Annotated in this window: 21 protein-coding genes; 13 read left to right on the forward strand and 8 right to left on the reverse strand. The window is 33.1% G+C overall.

Going from position 1 to position 25,233, the window contains the following annotated elements; translation table 11 throughout:
• Positions 1–224 precede the first annotated feature (224 nt).
• The 6 genes from VFM92_RS06135 (at position 225) to VFM92_RS06160 (ending at position 9,039) form a co-directional block, all read left to right on the forward strand.
• Positions 225–2,603, forward strand: coding sequence for a TonB-dependent receptor (locus VFM92_RS06135; RefSeq protein WP_325121312.1), 2,379 nt, complete (start codon positions 225–227; stop codon positions 2,601–2,603).
• Positions 2,603–3,466, forward strand: coding sequence for a DUF4249 family protein (locus tag VFM92_RS06140; RefSeq protein WP_325121313.1), 864 nt, complete (start codon positions 2,603–2,605; stop codon positions 3,464–3,466). The genes VFM92_RS06135 and VFM92_RS06140 overlap by 1 nt, the downstream gene beginning before the upstream one ends.
• 221 nt (positions 3,467–3,687) lie before the next feature.
• Positions 3,688–6,066, forward strand: a complete 2,379-nt coding sequence (locus VFM92_RS06145; protein WP_325121314.1) for a TonB-dependent receptor — start codon at positions 3,688–3,690, stop codon at positions 6,064–6,066.
• The gene (locus tag VFM92_RS06150) at positions 6,066–6,929 is read left to right on the forward strand and encodes a DUF4249 family protein (protein ID WP_325121315.1); all 864 of its coding nucleotides are present in this window, start codon (positions 6,066–6,068) and stop codon (positions 6,927–6,929) included. Before VFM92_RS06145 ends, VFM92_RS06150 begins: the two co-directional genes overlap by 1 nt.
• A gap of 217 nt (positions 6,930–7,146) precedes the next feature.
• Entirely contained in the window at positions 7,147–7,980 is an 834-nt protein-coding gene (locus VFM92_RS06155) for a UDP-2,3-diacylglucosamine diphosphatase (RefSeq protein ID WP_325121316.1), read from the forward strand.
• Between the two features lie 33 nt (positions 7,981–8,013).
• Complete coding sequence (locus VFM92_RS06160; RefSeq protein WP_325121317.1) at positions 8,014–9,039, forward strand: hypothetical protein; 1,026 nt, start codon at positions 8,014–8,016, stop codon at positions 9,037–9,039.
• On the opposite strand, the gene VFM92_RS06165 is transcribed toward VFM92_RS06160, so the two are convergent.
• The 3 genes from VFM92_RS06165 to VFM92_RS06175 form a co-directional block, all read right to left on the reverse strand.
• Positions 9,036–10,937, reverse strand: a complete 1,902-nt coding sequence (locus tag VFM92_RS06165) for a DUF3857 domain-containing protein (RefSeq protein WP_325121318.1) — start codon at positions 10,935–10,937, stop codon at positions 9,036–9,038. The two genes, VFM92_RS06160 and VFM92_RS06165, sit on opposite strands and share 4 nt — an antisense overlap.
• A 134-nt stretch (positions 10,938–11,071) precedes the next feature.
• Entirely contained in the window at positions 11,072–11,767 is a 696-nt protein-coding gene (locus VFM92_RS06170; protein WP_325121319.1) for a YjjG family noncanonical pyrimidine nucleotidase, read from the reverse strand.
• Positions 11,764–12,147, reverse strand: a complete 384-nt coding sequence (locus tag VFM92_RS06175; protein ID WP_325121320.1) for a metalloregulator ArsR/SmtB family transcription factor — start codon at positions 12,145–12,147, stop codon at positions 11,764–11,766. The genes VFM92_RS06170 and VFM92_RS06175 overlap by 4 nt, the downstream gene beginning before the upstream one ends.
• 238 nt (positions 12,148–12,385) lie before the next feature.
• On the opposite strand from VFM92_RS06175, the gene VFM92_RS06180 reads away from it, so the two are divergent.
• From VFM92_RS06180 to VFM92_RS06200, 5 genes are all read left to right on the forward strand, one after another.
• Positions 12,386–12,982 carry a carboxypeptidase-like regulatory domain-containing protein gene (locus VFM92_RS06180; protein ID WP_325121321.1) on the forward strand — a complete coding sequence of 199 codons (597 nt, stop codon included), beginning with the start codon at positions 12,386–12,388 and terminating at the stop codon, positions 12,980–12,982.
• A 160-nt stretch (positions 12,983–13,142) separates the two neighbouring features.
• Complete coding sequence (locus VFM92_RS06185) at positions 13,143–14,978, forward strand: ATP-binding protein (protein ID WP_325121322.1); 1,836 nt, start codon at positions 13,143–13,145, stop codon at positions 14,976–14,978.
• Positions 14,979–14,993: 15 nt separating this feature from the next.
• Entirely contained in the window at positions 14,994–15,500 is a 507-nt protein-coding gene (locus VFM92_RS06190; protein ID WP_325121323.1) for a phosphoglycerate mutase family protein, read from the forward strand.
• A gap of 36 nt (positions 15,501–15,536) precedes the next feature.
• Positions 15,537–15,980 carry a hypothetical protein gene (locus VFM92_RS06195; RefSeq protein ID WP_325121324.1) on the forward strand — a complete coding sequence of 148 codons (444 nt, stop codon included), beginning with the start codon at positions 15,537–15,539 and terminating at the stop codon, positions 15,978–15,980.
• 79 nt (positions 15,981–16,059) lie between these two features.
• Positions 16,060–17,352, forward strand: a complete 1,293-nt coding sequence (locus tag VFM92_RS06200; RefSeq protein WP_325121325.1) for a TlpA family protein disulfide reductase — start codon at positions 16,060–16,062, stop codon at positions 17,350–17,352.
• A gap of 45 nt (positions 17,353–17,397) precedes the next feature.
• On the opposite strand, the gene ftsH is transcribed toward VFM92_RS06200, so the two are convergent.
• Both ftsH and rsfS read right to left on the reverse strand, forming a co-directional pair.
• Positions 17,398–19,494: an ATP-dependent zinc metalloprotease FtsH gene (ftsH, locus tag VFM92_RS06205; RefSeq protein WP_325121326.1), complete on the reverse strand. Its 2,097-nt coding sequence runs from the start codon at positions 19,492–19,494 to the stop codon at positions 17,398–17,400.
• Positions 19,495–19,558: 64 nt separating this feature from the next.
• Positions 19,559–19,912, reverse strand: a complete 354-nt coding sequence (rsfS, locus tag VFM92_RS06210) for a ribosome silencing factor (RefSeq protein ID WP_325121327.1) — start codon at positions 19,910–19,912, stop codon at positions 19,559–19,561.
• A 59-nt stretch (positions 19,913–19,971) separates the two neighbouring features.
• Here rsfS and VFM92_RS06215 point away from each other — a divergent pair, with 59 nt between their 5' ends.
• Positions 19,972–20,739, forward strand: coding sequence for a biotin--[acetyl-CoA-carboxylase] ligase (locus tag VFM92_RS06215; protein ID WP_325121328.1), 768 nt, complete (start codon positions 19,972–19,974; stop codon positions 20,737–20,739).
• A gap of 217 nt (positions 20,740–20,956) precedes the next feature.
• The gene (gene ahcY / locus VFM92_RS06220; RefSeq protein ID WP_325121329.1) at positions 20,957–22,258 is read left to right on the forward strand and encodes an adenosylhomocysteinase; all 1,302 of its coding nucleotides are present in this window, start codon (positions 20,957–20,959) and stop codon (positions 22,256–22,258) included.
• Positions 22,259–22,319: 61 nt separating this feature from the next.
• Here the strand turns inward: ahcY and VFM92_RS06225 are convergent, their stop codons facing one another.
• Genes VFM92_RS06225 through VFM92_RS06235 form a run of 3 tightly spaced genes read right to left on the reverse strand, consistent with a single transcriptional unit; the run spans position 22,320 to position 25,206 of the window.
• On the reverse strand, positions 22,320–23,297 hold the full coding sequence (locus VFM92_RS06225) for a glycosyltransferase (protein WP_325121330.1): 978 nt from the start codon (positions 23,295–23,297) through the stop codon (positions 22,320–22,322).
• Positions 23,294–24,112 (reverse strand): glycosyltransferase, encoded by an 819-nt coding sequence (locus VFM92_RS06230; protein ID WP_325121331.1) that lies wholly within the window; start codon positions 24,110–24,112, stop codon positions 23,294–23,296. Before VFM92_RS06230 ends, VFM92_RS06225 begins: the two co-directional genes overlap by 4 nt.
• Positions 24,109–25,206 carry a glycosyltransferase family 4 protein gene (locus tag VFM92_RS06235; protein ID WP_325121332.1) on the reverse strand — a complete coding sequence of 366 codons (1,098 nt, stop codon included), beginning with the start codon at positions 25,204–25,206 and terminating at the stop codon, positions 24,109–24,111. The genes VFM92_RS06230 and VFM92_RS06235 overlap by 4 nt, the downstream gene beginning before the upstream one ends.
• Between the last annotated feature and the right edge of the window lie 27 nt (positions 25,207–25,233).

The following is a 25,233-nucleotide window of genomic DNA, read 5'->3' on the forward strand; positions in this document are numbered from 1 at the left end:
GTTATATTTTAATCGCCATCGGTTTTTATTTGCCTCATAATTCCTCTGTTTGTAATAATATTTGTGTAATATTTTTACAAAATAATAACTAAAATTTACAATATTGTCACTTTATTTTATTTTTAAGTCAAAAATCACTATTGTATATATGTAATATTTATTGCAAATATTAACAAAAAATATTAAGCTTCGTTAGGCAATTAATAGAACCACTATCAACCCTTATGAAGTTTTTAATCCTCTTTTCGGTGCTACTATTAGCATCTAATCTACATGCACAAAAATATACCATAAGTGGTTATATAAAAGAAGAGGGTTCTAGAGAAGTGTTAATTGGAGCAACAGTAGTCCATAAGAATCATCCAAGAATTGGAATAGCTTCCAATAATTATGGTTTTTACTCTTTTGATTTACCCAAAGGTGAATATACATTAAGAGTTAGTTATGTAGGATACTCTACCAAAGAGGTAAACATAAATCTTACCAAAAATAAATCCATCAATTTTAACTTAAATCATGAGACTTCCAGCCTAGAGGAGGTGGTAGTTTCAGGTTCGAAAACTGATGAGAATGTAAGGTCAGTTTATATGAGTACAGAAAAACTAGACATTAAGAGAATTAAATCAATTCCAACTATTTTTGGTGAAGTAGATGTAATTAAAAGTTTGCAACTGTTACCAGGCATTTCATCCTTAGGAGAAGGAACTTCAGGAATGTTTGTAAGAGGAGGGAGTTCAGATCAGAATTTAATTTTATTTGATGATGCCACTATTTACAATGCTAGTCATTTGCTTGGTTTTTTTTCCGTTTTTAATCCTGATGCAGTTAAAAATGTAGAAATTTATAAAGGTGGTATACCCGCAAAATATGGGGGCAGAATTTCTTCCATTATTGATGTTAAAATGCGGGAAGGGAATAATCAAAAATTTCAAGCTTCTGGTGGGGTTGGAGTCATCAGTAGCAGACTGACAGCAGAAATCCCAATCGTGAAGGGAAAATCCTCCTTGCTATTGTCTGGAAGAAGAACCTATGCTGATATGTTTTTAGTTTTTGCCAAGGATGAGACGATCAAAAATAACATCCTCTATTTCTTCGACTCCAACGTAAAATTCAACTATCGATTCAGTGATAAAGACAAAATTTTCATTTCCGGCTATTTCGGTCGAGATAATTTAGGTTTCCAGGATTTATTAGGTTTCGAATGGGGAAATGCGACAATTTCTACACGATGGAATCATCTTTTTAATGATAAATTATTTTTAAATACCACTTTGCTTTATAGCAATTTTGATTTTGGTTTTGATATTAGCACTGCGGGAACGGGTTTTATTTGGAATTCAGGACTGGAAGAGTATAGTATTAAGACGGATTTTGATTATTTTCTAAACAATAATAATACCCTTTTTTTTGGAGCGAATGCTATTTATCATGTATTCGCGCCAGCGAAAATTTCTTTAAAAAATTCGAATATTGAAAATTTTAATTTAGAAAATGATTACGCTATTGAAGTAGCTTTATATGTGAGTAACAAACATACCATTTCCAATAAATTAAGTTTAGAATATGGCTTGCGTTATTCATCTTTTGCAAAAATTGGTCCCGATTCAGTTTCAGTTTATGAGGAGGGTCAATCCAAAAAGCCAGAAAATGAAATTAGAACTGATGTTTATAAAAGTGGTGATATCGTAAAATATTATGGTGGTTTTGAACCTCGACTGGGGATTAGGTATATGATTAACCCTAAATCTAGTTTAAAGGCCTCTTATAACAGAATGAGGCAATATTTGCAGGTGGCAAGCAATGCAACTGCTGGTTTTCCTACTGACAGATGGATTCCAGCAGATTATCACATAAAACCAGTAATAGGCGACCAAGTTGCTTTAGGTTATTTCAGAAATCTGAATGGAAATTCTTGGGAGCTGTCAATAGAAGGCTATTACAAATGGCTACAAAATGTTGTAGATTTTCTTCCAGGTGAAGACATTCTCTTGAATGATAGAATTGAAACAGCAGTAGCGCACGGTGTGGCATGGTCCTATGGTGCAGAATTTATGCTTAGAAAAAATATTGGAAAAACTACAGGCTGGTTAAGTTATACTCTTTCGAGGACGCAAAGGCAAATCGAAGGAGTTGCAAGTGGGAAACCATACTTTGCCAGATATGATAAGCTCCATGATGCTGCTTTAGTGTTGTCACATAAATTTTCTGAGCGATTACTAGTTTCAGGAAATTGGATATACTCAACTGGATCCGCAGTAACTTTTCCTGAAGGTAGGTATCGAATGAACGGTCAAAGTATGACTTATTATGATGATAGTAAAAGAAATTCCAGCAGAATGCCAGATTTCCATCGAATGGATTTAGCCTTAACATATGAACTGAACAGTCGATGGGAGCGATATAACCATGAAATTACACTTTCTTTTTACAATATATATAATCGGAAAAATCCTTTTTCCATAGAATTTACCGAGGTTAATAACAACGATCCTTATTATAAATTATCGGAGAATGGACCAGTTACCAGCACTAAACCAGCAGCTGTGAAAAGGTCATTGTTTGGTATAATTCCTTCTGTCGCCTACAACTTTTCTTTTAATTAATGAACGCAAATAGAACTAAAATATGGGCTCTCGTTTTGGTAATTCTTCTGATATGGGGTTGTGTGGAAATTATTGATTTAGAGATTCCTCAAACTGAACCCAAATTGGTGATAGAAGGTAGATTGCTAAATGAGCATTCGCTACAGACCATAGAAATATATGAGAGTTTAAACTTTCACGATACTACCGACTTAGCTCCCCATAAAGACGCAAGAGTCAATTTAATGGACCAGCAGCATAACGTAATTCATTCTTTTATATATTCTAATGAGGACAGTTTATATAAAACAACCGATTCAATAGAATTAATAGTTGGGCAAATATATATTCTTCAAATTATAGCGAATGGAGAAACTTTAGAAGCCAAAGGCGAAATATTAGAAAATGCTACACTCGACTCACTTTTCTACTTATCTGCGGAAGAATTAAAAAGTATTGGACAACCAGTGTATGGTGATGGATATTTTTTGTTTGTAACGGGTAGTCTAAATAATGAAGGTATTGAGTATTTCAAACTGGACATAACGGTGAACGGATACTTTCGAAATGGAAAAAATGATTTTACGAGTTCAATTTTAAGTTCCGAATTTTTTGGTAGAGAATTTCAGGCTCTTCCGATTCCAGGGACATTCGAAGAAGACGATAATGTAATCTTAGAGTTTTACACAATAAATGAAGACGTATATCAATATTTTGATGAGTTTAGAAATCTTTTCGCTAATGACGGAGGTGTTTTTAGTCCACCACCTGTAAATCCCCAAACAAACATTAGAAATCTTACCAATCCTAATAATGAGCCGCTGGGCTATATTCAATTTAGCGCAGTGCAAAGAAGAAATATAATTATTGAAAAAAAAGATTGATTTGTTTACCTATAAGTGATAAATTTTATCACTTTGCTCCATTTAATTCTTTTAATTTCGTAATCTTGATTACATATTGAAGTTAAAATTTCAAACCATAGGATTTATTTGTTCTGAATATCTTCCATTTACAAAAGCTATTGTTAAGTTTTAATGAATTTGCTAACAAAAGCCCTCGAGCTACGTTTTTTCGTCAGTAAATCTTTTTACTATCAACCTTTATGAAATATAAACTAGTCTTTTTACTGCTTTTTGCAAGCGCTCATTTGTATGCACAAAATTTTACTGTAAGTGGATATGTAAAGGATGCAGGATCAGGTGAGGTATTAATTGGAGCGACTGTAGTAGATAAGAATAACCCATCAAATGGAATGGCTACTAATATTTACGGTTATTATTCTTTTGAATTGCCTTCAGGTGACCATATTTTAAAGGTTAGTTACGTAGGATATAGCACAGAAGAGGTTAAGATAAATGTTTCTGAAAATATTACGCTAAATATTAATTTAGAGGAAGAAACCTCCAGACTGAATGAAGTAGTTGTGTCTGCCACTAGAAACGATGAAAACGTGAGCTCAGTAAAAATGAGTACAGAGAAGCTTCAAATAGAAAGAATTAAATCAATTCCGGCTCTTTTTGGAGAGGTTGATATCATAAAAAGTTTACAGTTATTGCCAGGAGTTTCCACTGCTGGTGAGGGCACCTCTGGAATGTTCGTGAGAGGAGGCAGTTCAGATCAAAATTTAATTCTGCTTGATGAAGCAACAGTGTATAATGCGAGTCATTTGTTTGGTTTTTTCTCTGTTTTCAATCCCGATGCAGTAAAGAATGTAGAAATATATAAAGGAGGAATTCCTGCAAAATATGGAGGCAGAATTTCTTCGGTTTTGGATATTCAAATGAGGGAAGGAAATAATCAGAAATTTAAAATGACGGGAGGCCTTGGAATTATTAGTAGTAGATTAACAACAGAAATTCCTATTGTTAAAGATAAATCATCTTTGCTTTTATCTGGAAGAAGAACTTATGCAGATGAATTTGCGATTTTTGCAAAAGATGAAAACATTAGAAATAGTAGACTTTATTTTTACGATTTCAATGCTAAATTCAATTACCAATTTAGCAATAAAGACAAAATATTTGTTTCTGGTTATTTTGGTCGTGATTATGCAGCTTTAAATGATTTATTGGGGTTTGACTGGGGAAATGCTACTGTTGCTACTCGCTGGAACCACCTCTTCAACGAAAAATTATTTTTAAATTCAACGCTTCTTTTCAGTAATTTCGATTACGGATTTGATGTAAATTCAGCAGGCACAGGCTTTAATTGGAATTCAGGCTTGCAAGAATATAACCTAAAATTGGATTTTGATTATTTCTTCAATAACAACAATACGCTTTTTTTTGGAGCCAATGCAATTTATCACGTATTCTCTCCAGCAGAAATCACTGCCGAAGATTCTAATATTCAGGATTTTAATTTACAAAACGACTATGCCGTAGAAACTGCACTATACGCAAGTAACCAGCATACTCTTTCAGATAAACTGAGTTTGGAATATGGGCTTCGTTATTCCTCTTTTGCAAAAGTGGGGGCTGATTCGGTTTCCATTTATGAGGAAGGAACACCAAAAAGACCTGAAAATGAGATAAGAACGATCGTTTATGAAAGTGGTGAATTAGTAAAATATTATGGCGGGTTTGAACCCAGATTAGGTATCCGCTATATGATTAATTCCAAAACAAGTTTAAAAGCTTCTTACAATAGAATGCGTCAATACTTGCAAATAGCCACAAATGCTTCTGCTGGTTTTCCAACGGATCGATGGATTCCATCAGATTATCATATTAAACCAGTAATTGGAGATCAAGTTGCGCTAGGATATTTTAGAAACCTTAACAATAATAGTTGGGAAATTTCAGTTGAAGGATATTATAAATGGTTGCAAAATGTGGTGGATTTTCTGCCCGGGGAGGATGTATTGTTGAACGATAGAATTGAAACAGCAGTGGCTGATGGAATTTCGTGGTCTTACGGTGGGGAATTTATGTTAAGAAGAAACATCGGAAAAACTACTGGCTGGCTAAGTTATACAATTTCGAGAACCCAAAGGCAAATAGAAGGAGTAGCTAGTGGAGAACCGTACCTAGCTCGTTATGACAAACCTCATGATATTGCATTAGTTTTGTCACATAAATTTTCAGAAAGATTATCCCTTTCTGGCAACTGGATTTATGCTACTGGTACGGCAGTATCATTTCCTGAGGGTAGATATATTATAAACGGGCAAAATATTCCTTATTATGATGATTCAAAAAGAAACACAAGCAGAATGCCTGATTTTCATCGTATGGATTTAGGTTTTACATATCAATTAGAAAGTAGATGGCAACGTTTTAATCATGAAATTAGTGTATCTTTTTATAATGTTTATAATCGTAAAAACCCTTTTTCAATTGAATTTAGGCAGGTGAACAATAATAATCCGTCTTATAATGAATCGGAAGATGGTCCCATAACCAGCACAAGACCAGCTGCCATCAAAACTTCTTTGTTCGGTATAATTCCATCCTTAACCTATAATTTTTCTTTTAACTAATGCAGTCAAATAAATATAAAATTTTAAGTCTGTTCGTAGCAGTTTTGTTTAGTTGGGGATGTCAGGAAATTATAGAAATTGACCTTCAACAATCAAACCCAAAATTAGTAATAGAAGGTCGATTAGTTAATCAACGCTCATTTCAGAGCATTAAAATCTCTGAGAGCTTAAATTTTTATGACACAGCAGGTATGAAGCCTTTTACTGAGGCTCTAGTCTCATTGTTAGATGCGGATGGTAATTTTTTGGTGTATTTCCCCTATAATCCAGAAGATAGCGCCTACCAGACTAGAAATCCTTTGGAATTAGAAATTGATAAAAGTTATATTTTGCAGATTGAAGCTAAGAATGAGATACTTCAAGCGGAAGGAAAGATTTTGCAGAATGCCACTTTAGATTCCATTTATTATTTGTCGGCTGAGGAATTGCAAAATCTAGGTCAACCAACCTTTGGAGATGGCTATTTTTTGTTTGTAAATGGTAGTTTAAATAATGAGGGAATTGAATATTTTAAACTAGACATTACCGTAAATGATACGATAAGAAACTCCAGAGGAGATTTCTCAAATTCTGTTTTAACATCTGAATTTTTTGGGAATGAATTTCAAGCGCTCCCTATCCCAGGTTCTTACGATGAAGAAGATTCAGTAGGCTTGGAGCTTTACACACTTAATGAAGATGTATATCGATATTACGAGGAATTTATAAGTCTTTTATTTAATGATGGAGGAGTTTTTAGTTCGCCACCGGTTAATCCTACTACCAATATTAAAAATCTAACAAGTCCTGAAAATGAACCTTTAGGCTTTATTCAATTTAGCTCCATTCAAAGAAAAAGTATTGTTATAGAAAAAAGCGAATGATTTTATTCATCGGTTATTGATTAAGACTCATCAGCTATTTAAACCTAATAGAAACTATTTTTCTGAATTCAGCCACTTACTATTAATTTAATGTTGATAGATTTTTATACCAATGTTACTAAAACTGATAATTATCGCAAATCCTTTTTAATTGTTTAACAGCTCGTTAAACATGGAATAACAATCAATGATGACCTTTAGGAAACCAATAAAGGTCATGATAACACACTACAAAACATTAGTCATTTCGGATGTACATCTTGGTACAAAAGGCTCCAAAGCAAAAGAGTTAGTCAAATTTCTGAAGCAATGCAGTTGCGACCGCTTAATACTCAATGGAGATATCATAGACGGATGGCAACTTAAGAAATACGGAACCTGGAAAAGAAAACATACGCGCTTTTTCAACCGAATATTAAAAATGATTGAGGAGCACAAAACAGAGGTTATTTATCTGAGGGGCAATCATGATGATTTTTTAGATCAAATTCTTCCATTTAAAGTAGGGAACTTAACCATCACCAGAGATTTAATGATTGAAAGTAATGGCAAAAAATTTTATGTAGTGCATGGTGATATTTTTGATTCCATTACCACAAACCTAAAATGGGTAGCCAAATTAGGTGATGTGGGCTATACATTTTTATTATGGGTAAATTCAAAATATAATCAATACAGAAGGAAAAAAGGATTACCCTATTACTCCTTAAGTCAGATCGTGAAATCAAAAGTGAAATCTGCGGTTTCTTATATTGATGATTTTGAAAAACAATTGATAGAAATTGCTAAGATTAAAGATTGCGATGGAATTATTTGTGGGCATATTCACCAACCTGCTTTGAAGGAAATTGACGGATTAGTATATATGAACTCTGGGGATTGGGTTGAAAGTATGAGTGCATTAGCAGAAGATAAGGAGGGTAATTGGTCTTTAGTTTATTACGCTGATACCTCGGGCTTCAAATCCAATCACAAAAAGCTGCAAAAGATTAATTTCGATCCTAATGCTACAGAAACAGAAGAATTAAATTTACGAAAAAAGACGGCATAAGAATTATTTACTGAAAAGGCTTTATATTCGAATATGGCTTTAATCAGTAAAAAGAAAAAAATATTTACTGTCAGCAATAATTTGATGAAATATCTTCAAAAGCATGGCAGACATTTAGATATACCTATTAAATATGATGATTTAACGAGGGCGAATAATGCTATCCCACTTTATGATATTGATGATAAGGACACTTTATGGGAGACCTTGTTTTTTCCTCAGGATGATATGAAGCATATTTATTATGGCTTAAAAAATATCTATGCGATTTTAAAAGCAGATGGTGATTTATCGGTAATGGAACATCTCTACGTTGATAGAGTAGACGCATGTACCTACGGCAACACTTATCCCTTCAGAGTTAGAATTGTCAATCAAATAAACGATAATTTCGATTACTTCTATATTAAAAAAGCCGATGCCTCGCGTATTTATGGATTAGAGTTGGAACATCTGCTCTCTCCCAATAGGATGAGTTATATCGTGAATGGAAATACATTAATTGAGGAGCATATTCCGGGAATTCCAGGTGATCAGTTTATCAGAAATTATATGAATGATGATAAATTAAATAAGATTAGATTGGCTAAAGAATTTGTTAAATTTACAGAACGATGTTTTGTCCGTTTGTTGGGAGATATGCATTCCAGCAATTTTGTAATTGATATCACGCCTGATTTCGAAGAAATACACTATAGAATAAAGTCGATTGATTTTGACCAACAATCTTACGAAGGTAGAAAAGCCGTTTATATGCCTCAATATTTTAAGCAAAATAATCCTATAATTGATTTGGGTTTAGAGTTGATGACACCTGCCACAGTCAAGCAATATCAAAAAGAAGAACGCTCTTTAATTGTGAATAGAATGAAGGCTTCAGACCATAACTTGAAGGAATTGATGAAATCAATGCGAAAAGATGTTATTTCTACCCCAGAAAATATAAAAAATCTTCAGCAAGAATTGTCAGAGCACTACAAACATGGAGATTTCATGAGTTGTAAATCAATGGGAGATATTGTAGCTGAAAGTCTGTTATACTTAAAAGTTCATAATTAACGGACAAGAATAACTTTTTGGTTTAGTGCATCGGTAACTTCCTGCATGAAAGTTCTAATCATTGGATATTCTTCTGGCATATAAATTACCTGATCGTAATCAATAGTGTATTCAATTCTGAAAGTGTGCCCAGTTAAATTAAATTGATACATAAGCTTTCCTTTTCCATCTTTCAAAGCCATGCTTGTATCATTAGGTTTTTCTAAAATTGTCCATCCTTCAGGTATTTTGTACGTGTAGCTCGCTTTTCTTATTAATGGAGTATAAAGTGTTACAGGATTTTGTCTCTCTTTTGCCGGAAGGATATTTTCCGAAAACTCATTAAAAATAATAGGTTTTATTTCCATATAATTTTTTGCAGCCGAATCAGCAGGTCTTTCGAATGAGAGATATTCCTTTAAATATTTGTTATCATCAAATTCATCCTCAATTTCATGTTTTTTGATATTCCAATCCATGTTTTCAAATATGGTTTCAATGAAATAGTCATTGTAGGTTCTATTACTATTTAAAAAACGAGAGTCAAAAGTATAGACTGCATATCCTTCTCTTTTTACTTCATAATTACCTTTAATAGTGGCCGTATCTGATATTTCAAATTCAGCGGTTACCATTTCTTTATCTTCATGGTTGAAATTTAACGGAACAAATCCAGGCGCATTTTGTGAAATAACCAATCCACCATTATTTATAAAATTAGGTGGAAGCATATTGAATAATAAATTTTTATTGGAAGCATCAAGGAAGTAGTTCTGACCATTATATCGAACCATGGCAACATACTGGTCAAAAAGCTCAAAGTAAGGGTTTTCAGGATATGTTGGTCTATTTTCAATTGAACTTAAGGCAATTAAGTAAGCATCAAAGCCAGATTGATTCAATATTTTAGTAAGCAGCATATTGATTTGCTGAGGAGTACCTCTTCTGGCTTTGAAGGCTTCTTCCAAGCTTTTATCATTATAGCTTAAGTCTACTGTGAAATTATTTCTTATGAAAAAATAATATCCTTTGATAACATCCATTCTCATCAATTTAGGATGGTATATTTTGTCAATAGTGCTTTGCAAGTAACTACTGTTCTGATACACTTGTCTGAAAAATGGATCTCCAGCCCAGTTAACGGCTAATTCCTCATAGTTTTGGGGCAATAAATATACAGTGCTGCTACGTGGAAGAGTATATTCCGCTAGTTTGAATTCTATTTTAGATATAAAGTAGTCATCTCCTGGAATATGATTTTCTGCTAGGTAAGCAGGAATACTGTCCATACTATATTGCTCTACTAAAACTTGGGTTTGTTTGTCATCAATTAATTTTTTAACTGTTTTCCTTTCTAAATTATCTAAGTTTCTGATGCCCTCCAAGTATTTGTAAAAAAGAATGTAATTAGGTACTTCAGTGATGTAAATAGATTTTACAACGGGGATGTCATTTTGAAAATACCAACTATTTAATTGCTTCCAATCGGCAATTTGGATTTGATAAGAATATTCAATGATGCTTCCAACTTTTGCATTTGGTAGCGAAAAGTAATTTTTTACTATTCCATTTTGAATTTCTTTTTCGATTTCAGACGTTTCTAGGCTATCAATTATTAATGAATTATTTTGAGCTAGATTATAAGTATGCCCTTTAATATAAATCAAAGAATCAACTTCACTATTTGGAATCATGACATTTGCCCAGCTTAGTCCTTCTTCTGTAAGAATTTCAATTTTGGTAGTATGAGTAAAAATTAATTCAAAATTCTCATTATAGAAACTGTATCCACTATCTAGTACTATAATAGCATCAGCATCAACACCAAAATCAGAATTTTTGGGTTGATTGGCTTCTTGAGCATCAATTTGATTAGAATATAAAAATAATAGAAAAGCACTTAAAATTATCTTCTGCATTATGAATCAGTTTTAATCAGATGAAACGCTAGTTGGTTTATTGAAATTTGGTTAGCAATTATTATTCCAAAAAATATTTAACAATATAGTGATACGAGTAAATAACTACTTCAGTTGGAATTATTTAGTAGACATTAAAATATATTTTTCAATTGACTTAAGCAATCAATTTCATGAGTAACACTTGATTTATGTTTTTCTTTTTTAGGATTATAATAAACCGTATCCATACCAAAATTTCTGGCACCCATGATGTCAGTTTGCAAATTATCTCCAATCATGATGCTTTCTTCTTTTCTGGCTTCTGCTTTATCGATGGCAAATTTGAAAATGGAAGACATTGGTTTTTTATAGCCAGCACTATCTGAAGTTACAACGGTAGAAAAATAGGAATGTAATTTTGAGTTTTGCAATTTTATATTTTGAACATCATTAAAACCATTGGTCAAAATATGTAGGCTATAATTTTCTTTTAGATAATCGAGCACCTCAAATGTGAAAGGCATAAGATGCGGTTTGGTGGGGCATAGCATTAGATATTCGTCTGATAGCTTTGCACTCAAATCATTATCTTCAATTTCAAATTCTCCTAAAATCCTTAAAAATCTTTGTTCTCGAATGGTGTCCCTAGAAATTTTATTCTTATTGAAATCACTCCAAAGAGATTGATTTATTTTCTCAAAACTTAAATTGAAATGTAAAAGGTCAGTGATTCCTAATCTACTGAGTTGATATTTTAAAAATAATTCGCTCAATGCCTCATTAGAGTTCCGTTCATAATCCCAAAGTGTATGGTCTAAATCAAAGAAAATGTGCTTGTATACATTCATTTTATCCATTTTTTACTGTGCAATTTATTTAAAGCTAATGTTCTATTGGAATACATTACTTTAAATGTTGCCAAATCTTTCTGTAATTGCTGGTCTTTCTCCACAAATTTTAAAGTTTGTGCCAAAAAGTCTTTTACTTCTTCTTTTACATAATAAAAAACCCATTGGTCTACTTTTTTTGAATTTAATACGCCATTATTTTTCAAATAAATTAAATGCCTAGATGTTTTCGCTTGAGTGAAATCCAAAATTAATTCTAAGTCGGAAATACACATTTCCAAATTTTGATGCACTAGAAATAATACTCTTAAGCGTGAGTCATCAGATAAACATTTGTAAAACTGTGCACTGAAATTTAATGTGAAGTTTTTAAGCCGCATATTCCTTCTGAATTTTAAGTAAATGTAAGAAAGGAAAATTGAAGTCTATTGAATATAAAAGAAACAATAGCTCAATATTGATTTTATGAAAACTAAAGAATTACTCAATCGTTATTAAATTTGATAATATTTCTGAAAGATTTTTCGGTCTTTCGTATATGTTCAAGAAATTAATTATAATGTATTATATTTGTATGGAATGCTAAAGACAACTACCATATTTTTAATCTTCTTTTTGATGATTCCACTTTTGGGTTTTTCGCAAGAAGAAGATGAAAACAAAATAATTCAGTTCACAGGAATTGTCTTAAATGAAGATAGTGCAGGTATTCCTGGGGTTCACATCTATACTCCAGTTTACGGAAGAGGTACTTCTACCAATGAATATGGATTTTTCTCAATGCCAGCTCTGGAAGGCGATAGTTTAGTTATAAGTGCTGTTGGCTTTAAAAAATCTACCTATATAGTCCCTCAAATAAAGTCTTCAACACTGAAAGTTATTTTTAAACTACAACCTGACATGGAAATGTTAAATGAAGTTCAAGTTTACAATATGCCTCCTACGGCTGAAGCTTTCAAAAAGGCAGTTTTAGCCGTTCGTTTGCCTGATGAATATCGAAATATTGACAAAAATTTAGATCCAGCTACTTTACAGGAAATGTATAAAACGCTTCCAGCAGATGGCTCAATGAATCATAGATGGTTTGTTCAACAACAGGCGTACTACAATCAGACTCAAAATTCTGTTAGAATTAATCCTCTCCTCAACCCTATGTCATGGGTAGAGATATTTAGAGCTATTAAAAGAGGTGATTTCACCAATAATAACGATTAGAGCGCTTTTAGGTAAAATTTTCTAACAATTTCCCCATTTTTAAATGCTAAAATTACATCCTAACTTTTTATAGGAGGTATAAAATATTTGCTATAGTAGGCTAATAATTTTTTTAAGTGGTAGCTTTCTACTTATTTTAAGAATTGAAGTGTTTATTAGCTTGAAGAAAATCACCATCATATTACTCTTTTTAATTTTTGAAGTAGGAAGCTTATCAGCTCAATCTTTTCAAAAAATTCTTAATGAAGGATCGGGGAAAGTAAAAGTCTATTACTATCCAATAGAGCCATTTATCTATAAAGATGAAATTGGGAATCTGCTAGGAATTGAAAAGGAGATTATAGATTCTTTTCTACGTTTTGTTGAAAAGAAGTACTCAGTTAAGCTTTTTGTAGAGTGGGAAGAAGTACCCACATTTGAAAGTGTTTTTGAATATGTTAATAAATCTAATATTCCATCCTTTGGAATATCGGTGATATCTAAAACTAAGGCTCGATCGGAAGTAGTAAGTTTCTCAAATTCATACATGCCAGATGTAAGTGTTTTTATTACGCACTTGTCAGTTCCTTATTTGAAAAATGGAGAAAGCTTGAAAATGAACATCAAAGGCTTTGATGCTGCAACTATATTTAATACCACATATAAAGAAGATTTAGATAAGCTCAATGAAAAATTTGATTTAGAATTGAATTATTTAGATGTGCCTAACGATGAAGATGTTATAAAATTAGTGAGTCGGAATAAAGATATGGTCGGGTTTGTTGGCTTACCTTTTTATGTGATAGGAATCAGTAAAGGATTCCCTGTTAAAAGGCATAGCGTTTTTCAAGTAAAAAGAGATGGTTATAGGTTTATATTTCAAAAGAATAATGGTTGGGAAGAACCTATTCAGAAGTATTTTGAAAGCTATTTATACAGAGCTGAGGCAGATAAAATTATCAGAAGATATCTTGGGAATGATTATTCAGAATTAATTTGGGGATTAGCTGGAGATAATACAGATGACAGAAATGATGAAATAGCTTTCCTAACTAAAGAGAAGGAAATTCAAAGTCAAAGTTACATCGCTGCTGAAAAGGAAAAGGAGCTACAATGGGTTATTATTATTTCGGTAAGTCTTGGTCTTTTGTCTGTGTTTATTATCGTTCTTTTGCTTATCCGATTAAATAGGAGGAAACATAAAGATAATGTATTATTAAAAGAAAAAAGTGGTCAATTAGAGGAGATATTATCTGAATTAAATCAAAGCCAAAGTGAATTATCCTTTCAAAGAAAGCTCCTACAGAGAAAGAATAAAGAATTGACTGATCTGAATCGACAAAAAGATGATTTAATTGGAATTGTTGCCCATGATTTAAAAAGTCCGATTAATCAAATGAGTGGTCTAATCACTATTTTGGGTTTTAATACAGAAAAGTGGAATAAAGAAGAATTAGAAGTTTTTGAAAAGCTTGAATCCTCACATTCTCATTTAAAAGAATTAGTGGAAAGAATATTAGATTTAGAATCAATTCAGAAGAAAAGTATGAATTACAAATTCGATGTGGTGGATATGGCAGAAGTCATGAAAGAAACTATAGATGAGTTTGATGAAAAGGCAAAATCCAAAAATATTAAAATAGATAGTAGTAAAATTCAAATGAATCAGCTAGTACGGGTTGATTCGTTTTTTTTGAAACAAGTATTTGAAAACCTCCTTAGTAACGCATTGAAATTCTCGAATTTCAATAGTAATGTTTTTGTAGGGTCAACCACCCAGGAAGGGCTTCATAGTATTTATGTGAAGGACGAGGGGCCTGGGATTTCCGACAAGGACAAATTAAAGCTATTTACAAAGTATATGACACTTTCTGCTAAGCCTACTGGCGATGAAACTTCCACCGGCCTAGGGCTGTCAATTGTAAAAAAATATGTTGAAGAGATGAATGGGAACGTTTGGTGCGAAAGCGTAATAGGTAAAGGTGCAAAGTTCACTATTACATTCCCAATGATTTAAATTTAAAATGAGAAAATGATGAAATATTTAATTGGATTATTCCTTATCACCGTATTCATGGTGTCCTGCAAAAATGAAAATGAGAATAAAGTGATTTACTTGGTACGGCATGCAGAAAAAGATTTAACACCTCAAAATAATCCACCACTAACAACAGATGGCGTGATTCGCTCAGTTGATTTAAGTAGTTGGTTTAAGGATATTGAGATTGATACGATTTTTGCTACTGACTATACTCGCATGCGTGAAACGGCTAAGCCTGTTGCAGAGGATAAGAACCTTGAACTATCCATATATGATGCATTGGATTTTGACGGGTTTGCTAAAAGTCTACAGGACATGGAAGCAGATACTATATTGGTAATTGGGCATAGTAATACTATACTCGAACAAATTGAAGCTTTAGGACTTGAAAGACCTCAAGAGGAAATCAAAGAAAATGAATACGATAAGATTTTTGAGGTAAGATTAGCTAATAAGGAAGTGGTAACGCATAATTATGGGTCAAAATATAAGGAGTAATCCAAAACAATAAGCTAATAATTCGCTTTTGAATCCATGCATTTAACACTCAAAACTAAAGTCAATCAGAATTACCTATCCGTAAAAGAGGGATTCAATGAGAATTTATTTTTATCATTGAATCCACCATTTCCACCTGTGCAGTTAAAAGAGTTTGGAGGATGCGAGAAAGGAGATAAGGTTCACCTAGAACTAAATTTTATTTTCTTTAAGCAAGATTGGATTAGCGACATTACCTACGATAATACCTCTGATTCGATTTTTGAGTTTATAGATGAAGGGACACAACTCCCTTTCTTTTTAAAATATTGGAAGCATCATCATATTGTTAGGAAAATAGATGAGAATCATTCTTTTATTATTGACGACATTCGATTTAAATCCCCATTTATTTTAATGGATTTTTTATTATTCCCAGTTTTGTGGCTTCAGTTTGCCTATAGAAAGCCAATTTATAGAAAGCTCTTTAAGCGGTCTTAAATATTTCTTGATTTTAATCTGTTTTTGTCCCTCGTAAACCGGCTAATATTTATATTTTTGCTTAAAATAATATAAATATATGTACCTCAGGTTTTTTTTTCTATCGTTCCTTATTCATGGATTTATTTTTCAAACGCAGGCAAGTACTATCACAATTTTGCATCACGTTAATACTGAAGTCCAGTTAAAAGATGCTGTTTATCCTCATATTCTTGACATTGATCCTAAATTTCGATATTCAGAATCTACCATTTTTGAGGTTGATAGATCTGAAAATCAACTCTATTTAGTAGCCACTAACCTTGATGAATATTATTTATGGATGGATGATTCAACATCAGAAATTGTAATTGATTTAAGATATCCACCACCAACATTTACAGGCTTAATTCCTATAAAGCAGTGGAATTCACAAGAATTGAACGCGAAAAACTCTGCTTTATTAACCCTCCATAAGATAGATAATTATTATTCTATGGCGATAGATAGTTTAAGGAATTTAGCCCATTCGGAGGCTCGCTACAGGGCAGATACAGTTTTCAATACTTTAACCTGGGATAACCGATCTGCTAAAAGTCTGTTTAATTTTGCGATGGAGACTTTCGAAATGCAAGTTGAAAAAGAATTGATTACGTCATTACCTGCCTATGTAGATTATTGGCATTTTATGTATAAACTTTATTATCAATACTTTCATGTTAATTCATTTAAAGGCTTAAGTAAAGCTGAGGTTAAGTCTGAAATAGAAAAGAATTTCAATTCTCCAGAATCTGAACTCTTGGTCTTTCATCATTTTTTTAGGTCTGGAATACCTCTTGCTGAATTAAAAGAGAATTTCGAATTTTTAAAGACCAGTTTTAATGATCGAGAAGCAACATTGGCAGAATCCTTAATTCAAAAACAAGCTGTTAATGATTTATCGAAGAATCAATCAATTGACTTTTTGTTCGGAATAGATGTTGATAATGCATTAAAGGGATTTTTTGCTCGAGATACTTCTAAGAGGAAAAATGTTCTGGTCTTCTGGTCTACATGGAATAGTAACATTTCAACAGAATTCAATCTTTTAGCAGACTTAAAGAAAGATTTCAAAGAAGAATATAACTTCATACATATTTGTATAGATGCATATGAAACTCCTGAGAAAACTAAATCATTTATCTACAAAAATAGAGTAGAGGGCTTCCATTTATTGCCTGAACAATCTAACGCATTCAGGCAAAGTAGTTATAAAAAAGAGCTCAAAATAAAAGACTTTCCATTTTATGTCCTAACAAATAGTAAAGGCGAAGTTATTGAAACGGAATCAATACCTCTAGAAATTAGTAATCGCTTAAGGAACAAATTGAAATATTTTAGCACAAAAAAATAGCCTTACAGATTCTGCACGGCTATTTAATTTGACAGTAAAATTTATTTAATCTTCTTTTTTATCACCTTTATCATTCGAATCAGGAGAAGTAGTATCGGCTGTTGCAGTTTCTTCATCAGCTGATTTATTTTTCTTTTCTTCTTGTTCCTTTTTCTCTTTTTCTAGTGTTTCTTGATTTTTACCATTAGTATAAGCCTCATAAGTTGTCTGTTGTGCAAACGGTCTCTTACCAATTAATTTTTCCAAATCAGACTGGAATATAATTTCTTTCTCAAGTAATTGTTGAGCTAAGATTTCTAGTTTATCTCTTTTATCGGTTAAGAGTTTCTTAGTAGCTTCATAAGCTTTGGCAATTAATTTACCTACCTCTTCGTCAATCACTTTAGCAGTGTCCTCTGAATAGGGTTTAGTAAACTTATAATCGCCACCATCTTTAGAATCGTAGTATGAAACATTACCAATTTTCTCGTTCATACCGTAAACACTTACCATGCTGTAAGCCATTTTGGTAATTCTTTCTAAATCGCTTAATGCACCAGTAGAGATTTTACCGAAAACGATTTCTTCAGCAGCACGACCACCCAGTGCCATACACATCTCGTCAAAAAGTTGTTCAGTTTGATGTAGGAACTGTTCTTTTGGCAAATATTGAGCATAACCTAAAGCCGCAATACCTCTTGGTACTATACTTACTTTCACTAAAGGGTCAGCATGCTCTAAATACCATCCAGCTACAGCGTGACCAGCTTCATGATAAGCTACAATTTTCTTCTCATCAGGAGATATGATTTTATTTTTTTTCTCAAGACCACCAATAACTCTATCTACAGCATCTTGGAAATCTTGCATTTCTACTGATTTTTTATTCCGTCTCGCAGCAATTAAGGCAGCTTCATTACAAACGTTAGCTATCTCTGCTCCAGCAAAACCAGGCGTTTGGGCAGCTAATTTTTTAGCATCCACATCTGCATGCACTGTTAATGGTCCTAAATGCACTTTAAAAATCGCTTCTCTGCCAATAATATCGGGCTTGTCAATACTCACTTGTCTATCGAATCTGCCTGGTCTCATTAAGGCTGAATCTAATACATCAGGTCTGTTAGTAGCGGCTAAAATGATCACACCAGAATCCGTTGAGAAGCCATCCATCTCTACTAAAAGTGAGTTCAATGTATTTTCTCTTTCGTCATTAGAACCTGGCATTCTTCCACCACCTCTTGAACGTCCTATCGCATCAATCTCATCAATAAAAACAATACAAGGAGCTTTCTCCTTCGCTTGTTTAAATAAATCTCTTACTCTAGCCGCGCCAACACCCACGAACATTTCCACGAAATCGGAACCAGACAATGAGAAAAATGGTACTTCAGCTTCACCAGCTACTGCTTTTGCTAATAAAGTTTTACCAGTTCCCGGAGGGCCTACTAATAAAGCACCTTTCGGAATTTTACCACCAAGCGTAGTGAATTTTCCTGGGTTCTTTAAAAACTCTACAATCTCAGCTACTTCTTCTTTAGCCTCATCTAAACCAGCAACATCCTTAAAAGTGATTTTTACTTTATTCTCTGCATCAAATAACGCTGCCTTTGATTTTCCAATATTGAAAATTTGACCACCAGGACCGCCTTGACCTGACATCCTTCTCATCAAGAACCAAACGCCAAATAGTAAGAATATTAAGAAACCATAGCTCCAAAACATTTCAGACCATTGAGTACGCTCTTCTACCTCATAACCTATTCTGTCTTCTGCGGGTACTTGGCTTTCTAGTTCAGAGAAATTTTGATCAAAAATATCTAAACTTGGGATTTCAAATGAATAATGCGGGCCTTGTTGATAATTCCAAGGATTACTATTTTCTAATTCTTGAACATATTTGGAATTTTGAAGAGCATCTTCTTTTAGATATACTTCTACTAGACCCTGATTTTTTAGTAAAACAACTTTTTTAATATCATTACTCAAATACATTCTCTCAAATCTCATTTCAGAGATTTTGATGGCGTTGCTGCTTCCGCTGAATAATGAAACTCCGAAAACCACCGAAATCAAAATTATAATTACCCATATCTGGTAATTTGGTTTTTGTGGTGGTTTTGGTATGATTTTTTTCCTTTTGGTATCTTTTGGTTTTTCTGCCATTATTTTTAACTATTACAATGCTGAATGCATAACGTTAGCACTTAGCATTATGTTTATGATAAATTTAAACGTTTTCTATCTCAATAACCTTTGCATCGCCCCATAAAGTTTCGAGGCTATAATGTTCTCTTTTGTCATTTTTGAATACGTGAGCCACAACATTTGAGAAATCTAAAAGAATCCATTCTTTATTATTTTTCCCTTCTGTCATCCAAGGTTTTTCATTGGCTTCCTTATGCACAAATTTTTCGATAGATTCAGAGATAGAATCGGCTTGTGTGTCTGAAGATGCTGAACATAAAACAAAGTAATCAGCCACTGCATTTTTTACTTCTGTTAAATCTAGAATCGTGATGTTTTGAGCTTTTCTCTCCTGCATTCCCTGCACCACTAAGTTACTTAGAGCTTCTGAATTCATTAAATATTTTTTGGTTTCAAATCTAAGATGTTTATTTGTTGTAAATCTACGAAATAATATTGCATAAAATCTTTGCCAATACCTTATTTATAGGGAAACAAGTTGTTTCTCTGCCAAGCTGTCATTCCACAAATGATTTGATGGCACAGATGTCTGCCAAAAAACAGCTTTATGAAGGTGCAATTATCAACACAAAACACCAGACGAAAGGGAAGGGGCAAAGAGGGAATCAATGGAATTCTCCAGAGGGAAAGAATTTAACTTTTTCGGTATTTTTAAAGCCTCAGTTCTTAAAAGCAGCTCAACAGTTTGAGTTGAACAGAATGGTTTCCTTAGCCCTGGTAGATGTGATAAGAAATTTATCTTCGGAAGCTAAAGTTTTCGTCAAATGGCCCAATGACCTCATTTTAAATAAAAAGAAAGTTGCCGGGATTTTAATTGAAAACTCCATTAATCAAAATGGGATTTCTGAAAGCATTATTGGGATAGGACTAAACGTAAATCAATTAGACGATTTGCTATCAACAGCCACCTCTTTATCTCGAGAATTTAAAAAGGAATTTGATTTGGATAAAATTTTACTAGAAATTATCCAACGGCTCGAGCATTATTATTTGATTTTAAGAAGTGGAGATTTTCAGTTTATTCATGAATTGTATGAATCAAAATTATATCTGAAAGGCAAAGTTGCTTTCTATGAAGATTCAACTGGTAAATTCAATGGTATTATTCGGAAAGTAAATGCAGATGGGGTATTAGAAATAGAAGATGCAAGCGGTGTTTTTAAAAAATACCAATTCAAAGAAGTTCGCTTACTATCAAAATAACCACATTTCCTCCAATAAACACCTACTCACTTTAATTATTAAAACTAATGTGGTAATTTTGTGTTGATAATCATCCAATATCTCATCATCGCAATCAACAAGAGATACGGGATAAATTAAGACTTTTGAAAAAATAAGTCTTGATTTTCTGGCATGACGCCAAGAATATTGATGGAAATCAGATTAAATGCATTTAGAAAGAAGAAAAAAAGTTAAAATGACAGATACAGAAAATTACAAAGTAAAAGACATTTCCCTAGCAGCTTGGGGAAGAAAAGAAATCACACTAGCCGAAGCAGAAATGCCAGGTTTGATGGCACTTAGAGAAGAATACGGCAAAGAACAGCCTTTAAGAGGCGCTAGAATTGCTGGTTGTTTGCACATGACCATCCAAACTGCTGTTTTGATTGAAACTTTAGTGGCTTTAGGTGCTGAAGTAACTTGGAGTTCATGTAACATCTTTTCTACTCAAGATCAAGCTGCTGCTGCAATTGCTGCTGCTGGTATTCCTGTTTATGCCTGGAAAGGGATGACAGAAGAAGAATTCAACTGGTGTATTGAGCAAACCCTTTTCTTCGGTGCAGATAAAAAACCATTGAACATGATTTTAGATGATGGTGGAGATTTAACCAATATGGTGTTAGATAACTATCCTGAGCTTGCTGAAGGCATCAACGGGCTTTCTGAAGAAACCACTACCGGTGTTCATAGACTGTACGAGAGAATGAAGAAAGGTACGCTTCCAATGCCTGCAATCAACGTGAATGATTCAGTAACTAAATCTAAGTTTGATAATAAATATGGCTGTAAAGAATCATTAGTGGATTCTATTAGAAGAGCTACTGATGTTATGATGGCTGGAAAAGTTGCTGTTGTAGGTGGGTATGGTGATGTTGGAAAAGGTTCTGCAGCTTCTTTAAGAGGTGCTGGAGTTAGGGTTATTGTTACTGAGATTGATCCAATTTGTGCGCTTCAAGCGGCAATGGATGGTTTTGAAGTAAAGAAAATGAAGAATGCTTTACCTGAAGCTGATATCATTGTAACGGCAACGGGTAATAAAGACATTATCAGAGATGAAATGTTCGACTTGATGAAAGATAAAGCTATCCTTTGTAATATCGGTCACTTCGATAATGAAATTGATGTAGCCTGGTTGCATGACAATGCAGAATGGGACAATATCAAGCCTCAAGTTGATTTGATTACTATGAAATCTGGTAAGCAAATTATATTATTGGCTGAGGGTAGATTAGTGAACTTAGGTTGTGCTACAGGTCACCCTTCATTTGTGATGTCGAACTCATTTACCAATCAAACATTGGCTCAAATTGAATTGTGGAAGCATAGAGATAAATATGAAAATGCTGTTTATACCTTGCCTAAGCATTTGGATGAAAAAGTAGCGGCTTTACACTTAATGAAAATCGGTGTGGAATTAGATACTTTATCAGAGGATCAAGCAGAATATATTGGTGTTACGGTTGAAGGACCATACAAGCCAGAGTATTACAGATATTAATGATAATTATTGAGATAGAGGCTTTTTTTAATTCTTTATGAATTTGAAAGAAGCCTCTTTTTTATTTAGTAATGATATCAATTAAATATTGGGCTCTAACAATATCCGAATGGTATTTCTTGGTATGCTCTTCAGCTGATTTCGCAATTTTTTCCCTTTCATTTTCATTTTCTAGATAGTAATTACAAATCTCCACTAAATCTGATAAATCCTTTTTGGGGTGGATGATGTGTTGTCCTTCCTTGAAATCATTTGGAATTAGAATGCCGGGCTTTTGGCTTATCATAAACCTGCCCATAGCGGGAACTTCCCAATAGCGAAGTGTGTCCCATCCACCACCACGAAAATTTAGTGTGATTTTGCAACGATTTAATTCTTCCAGATAAAAATTGCCTTTCCTATTATAATCTGAAAAGTTCTGAGTGAGTTTCGTCCCGTTCTTCGAACAATCAAATTCGTTTTCAATCATTTTTAAAGCTTTCGATCGAATCGGATCAGATTCAACAGCCCAAAATGAAACATCATATTTAAAATTTAACCTTTCATTCTTATTTAGTCTGTCAAAATTAAAACCAAAAGGTAAAGGGTGAACATTCTGATTATAATCTTTATTTAATAGATATTCTCTTTTAAAAATGTGATCAAAAGGTCTTTCCGTTTTATTTGGATAAAGATGAGCAACATTTAATCTTTTTAAATCTCCCCCAATTTCAGGTTCATCACCGCCATCTACGTATATTATTTTACAATGTGGAGGAATTTTAGGTAGTAATTTTTTAAAAGTTCTGAATGTATCAGGTTTTGATGACCCAACTACAACGGCACTAAATTCTTGTAGATTTAAGCCAAATGGTTGAAAAGTAAGAATTGATTTTTTGTTAAAGCCTAAGTTTTTCGGGTAGTCTTTTAAAGGGAGAAAATAGTTTTTATGAAAATTGACCGTTTTCAAATTTTCACTTCCCAGAATTTTATACAGACCTGAAAAAAGAATGTCCTGCAGATAATCATACTTGCTACTTCCTATAAAAAGTATTTTCATAGTTTATTAATTCCGTAGGGAGTTTGGATGTAATTGTTTTTTATAGTTTCGTCCAGAAGTTTAAAGCCTTCTTTTTCTCCTTCTCTGGACTGCTTTTTATGCCATAAATGATATTGAACTAAAGCATATTTGGGTTTGAAAATCTCATATCCGCCATTTTTTAATCTCTCTTTGATTTCAGTATCTTCTCCCACGCCAGGATAAATATAGCGTTCATCAAATCCATTTAGTTTGATTAATACTTTTTTATGGAGAGAGAAATTACAACCTAGTATTCCTTTCTTGGTGGTTCCAAACTTTTCATTGAGCCATTTGCTTGATAATCTGATTCCTTCCTCCGCTTTGCGTGTTTCGCGTTTAAAACTATTGATTAACGCCTTGAACCATAGATTATCGAATGATTTAGAGTAAATGTATTCTCTTGTGATTTCTTTACTCAGAGAATTTGAAAGTTCCACTCTTCTGCCAACTACTACTCTATTTTCTGTTGCATATTTCAAATGGTCCTCAATAAAATGAATTTCAGGAATACAGTCACCATCTATAAAAATAATATAGGGTGAATTAGAGGCGAGAATAGATTTATTGAGGATTTTGGTTTTGTTAAATCCAGTATCAGGATGCCAAATATGCTGGATAGTTAGGGTAGATTTTTCAATGATTTCATTTATTTGATTTACGGCTTCTTCCTTGGAACCATCATCTGAAATGATTACTTCGAATTCTGAAACGGTTTGCCTTTCCAATGCGGCCAGAATTAATTTCAATTGGTCAACTCGATTGTAAAAAGATATGATAATGGAGGCTTTTTTCATTTTCCGATTATGATTTCCTGATACAACTTCAAATATTTTTCTGCCATTATTTTAGTGTTAAACTGCAAGGAATAATTAAATGCAGTTGTAATAAGTTGTTCTTGTAGATTTTTATTCTGTTTCAATTCAAAAAGATTTTCCGCTAAGCTTCTATAGTCTTTTACTTCTGAAATCAAGCCCGTTTCTAAATTTTTGACCAATTCAGGAATACCGCCTGCTTTTGTAGCCACTACTGGCACTTTTGAAGCAAAAGCATCAATAACGCTAGTACCTAATCCCTCTGTTTTAGAACTTATAAAAAATATATCCAAAGAGGGTAATACTTCTTCAATATTAGTTACAAAACCAGTAAAAATGAAGTAATTTTCAATCTCAAGTTTTTTGATATAGTCTTTAATTTCATTTTCAAGTTCCCCTTTTCCTATTATGAAGAACTTTACTTTTTGATCGAAATTTTTGATATAGTGATGTGCGCTATCCACAAAGGTAAAATAGTCTTTGTGGGGAGCAATTGCGCTCGTATTACCTATTAAAGTGATTTCTTGTCCGATGCCATATTTTTCCCGTAAATAGTCCTTCCCAATGTATGGCTCAAACTTTTTATGATTGATGCTGCTGTAAATGGTGGTACATTTATCTTGCTTTTTAACAGTTCTCAATACAATTTCTTTGATCGCATCCGATACGCAAACTATTTTTTTGATTTTGGGAAAGGTGTATTTATGCCTAGAAATGAAATTATTTTTTAGCTCAAAATCTACTCTTCTGGTTAAGATAACGGAAGTTTTATTTCCCAATAAATATGATAAATACGCAGTGCCATGAGAATGTGAACTATGAGCATGCATTATGTCAATGGAAAGCTTTTGACATAGTTTTTTCAGGGCTAAGCCAGATTTCACATCCAAAGAGCTTTTCATTTCCAGGTGATGATATTCCCAGCCTTTTTCGATACAGAAAGATTCGAAAACTGATTCTGGTCTGCACGCAACAATCGGTTTGAGGCCCATATTTTCCAATTCTTCAATCAGGTAAGCAATTTGCTGCTCACCGCCTCTCCAAGTAGACTCAGAACTTAAATGTAAAACATTCATCTTTTTCAAATTTTTACAAAGTTAAAC

The organism is Marivirga sp. (genome assembly GCF_035704835.1).
Lineage (GTDB): Bacteria > Bacteroidota > Bacteroidia > Cytophagales > Cyclobacteriaceae > Marivirga.

Coding starts and splice junctions, on each gene's coding strand:
- VFM92_RS06190 (WP_325121323.1), top strand. CDS start 14,994: ATGATGAAATATTTAATTGGATTATTCCTTATCACCGTATTCATGGTG.
- VFM92_RS06175 (WP_325121320.1), bottom strand. CDS start 12,147: ATGCGGCTTAAAAACTTCACATTAAATTTCAGTGCACAGTTTTACAAA.
- VFM92_RS06145 (WP_325121314.1), top strand. CDS start 3,688: ATGAAATATAAACTAGTCTTTTTACTGCTTTTTGCAAGCGCTCATTTG.
- rsfS (WP_325121327.1), bottom strand. CDS start 19,912: ATGAATTCAGAAGCTCTAAGTAACTTAGTGGTGCAGGGAATGCAGGAG.
- VFM92_RS06140 (WP_325121313.1), top strand. CDS start 2,603: ATGAACGCAAATAGAACTAAAATATGGGCTCTCGTTTTGGTAATTCTT.
- VFM92_RS06165 (WP_325121318.1), bottom strand. CDS start 10,937: ATGCAGAAGATAATTTTAAGTGCTTTTCTATTATTTTTATATTCTAAT.
- VFM92_RS06170 (WP_325121319.1), bottom strand. CDS start 11,767: ATGAATGTATACAAGCACATTTTCTTTGATTTAGACCATACACTTTGG.
- VFM92_RS06155 (WP_325121316.1), top strand. CDS start 7,147: ATGATAACACACTACAAAACATTAGTCATTTCGGATGTACATCTTGGT.
- ftsH (WP_325121326.1), bottom strand. CDS start 19,494: ATGGCAGAAAAACCAAAAGATACCAAAAGGAAAAAAATCATACCAAAA.
- VFM92_RS06180 (WP_325121321.1), top strand. CDS start 12,386: ATGATTCCACTTTTGGGTTTTTCGCAAGAAGAAGATGAAAACAAAATA.
- VFM92_RS06135 (WP_325121312.1), top strand. CDS start 225: ATGAAGTTTTTAATCCTCTTTTCGGTGCTACTATTAGCATCTAATCTA.
- VFM92_RS06230 (WP_325121331.1), bottom strand. CDS start 24,112: ATGAAAAAAGCCTCCATTATCATATCTTTTTACAATCGAGTTGACCAA.
- VFM92_RS06195 (WP_325121324.1), top strand. CDS start 15,537: ATGCATTTAACACTCAAAACTAAAGTCAATCAGAATTACCTATCCGTA.
- VFM92_RS06150 (WP_325121315.1), top strand. CDS start 6,066: ATGCAGTCAAATAAATATAAAATTTTAAGTCTGTTCGTAGCAGTTTTG.
- VFM92_RS06200 (WP_325121325.1), top strand. CDS start 16,060: ATGTACCTCAGGTTTTTTTTTCTATCGTTCCTTATTCATGGATTTATT.
- VFM92_RS06225 (WP_325121330.1), bottom strand. CDS start 23,297: ATGAAAATACTTTTTATAGGAAGTAGCAAGTATGATTATCTGCAGGAC.
- VFM92_RS06160 (WP_325121317.1), top strand. CDS start 8,014: ATGGCTTTAATCAGTAAAAAGAAAAAAATATTTACTGTCAGCAATAAT.
- VFM92_RS06235 (WP_325121332.1), bottom strand. CDS start 25,206: ATGAATGTTTTACATTTAAGTTCTGAGTCTACTTGGAGAGGCGGTGAG.
- ahcY (WP_325121329.1), top strand. CDS start 20,957: ATGACAGATACAGAAAATTACAAAGTAAAAGACATTTCCCTAGCAGCT.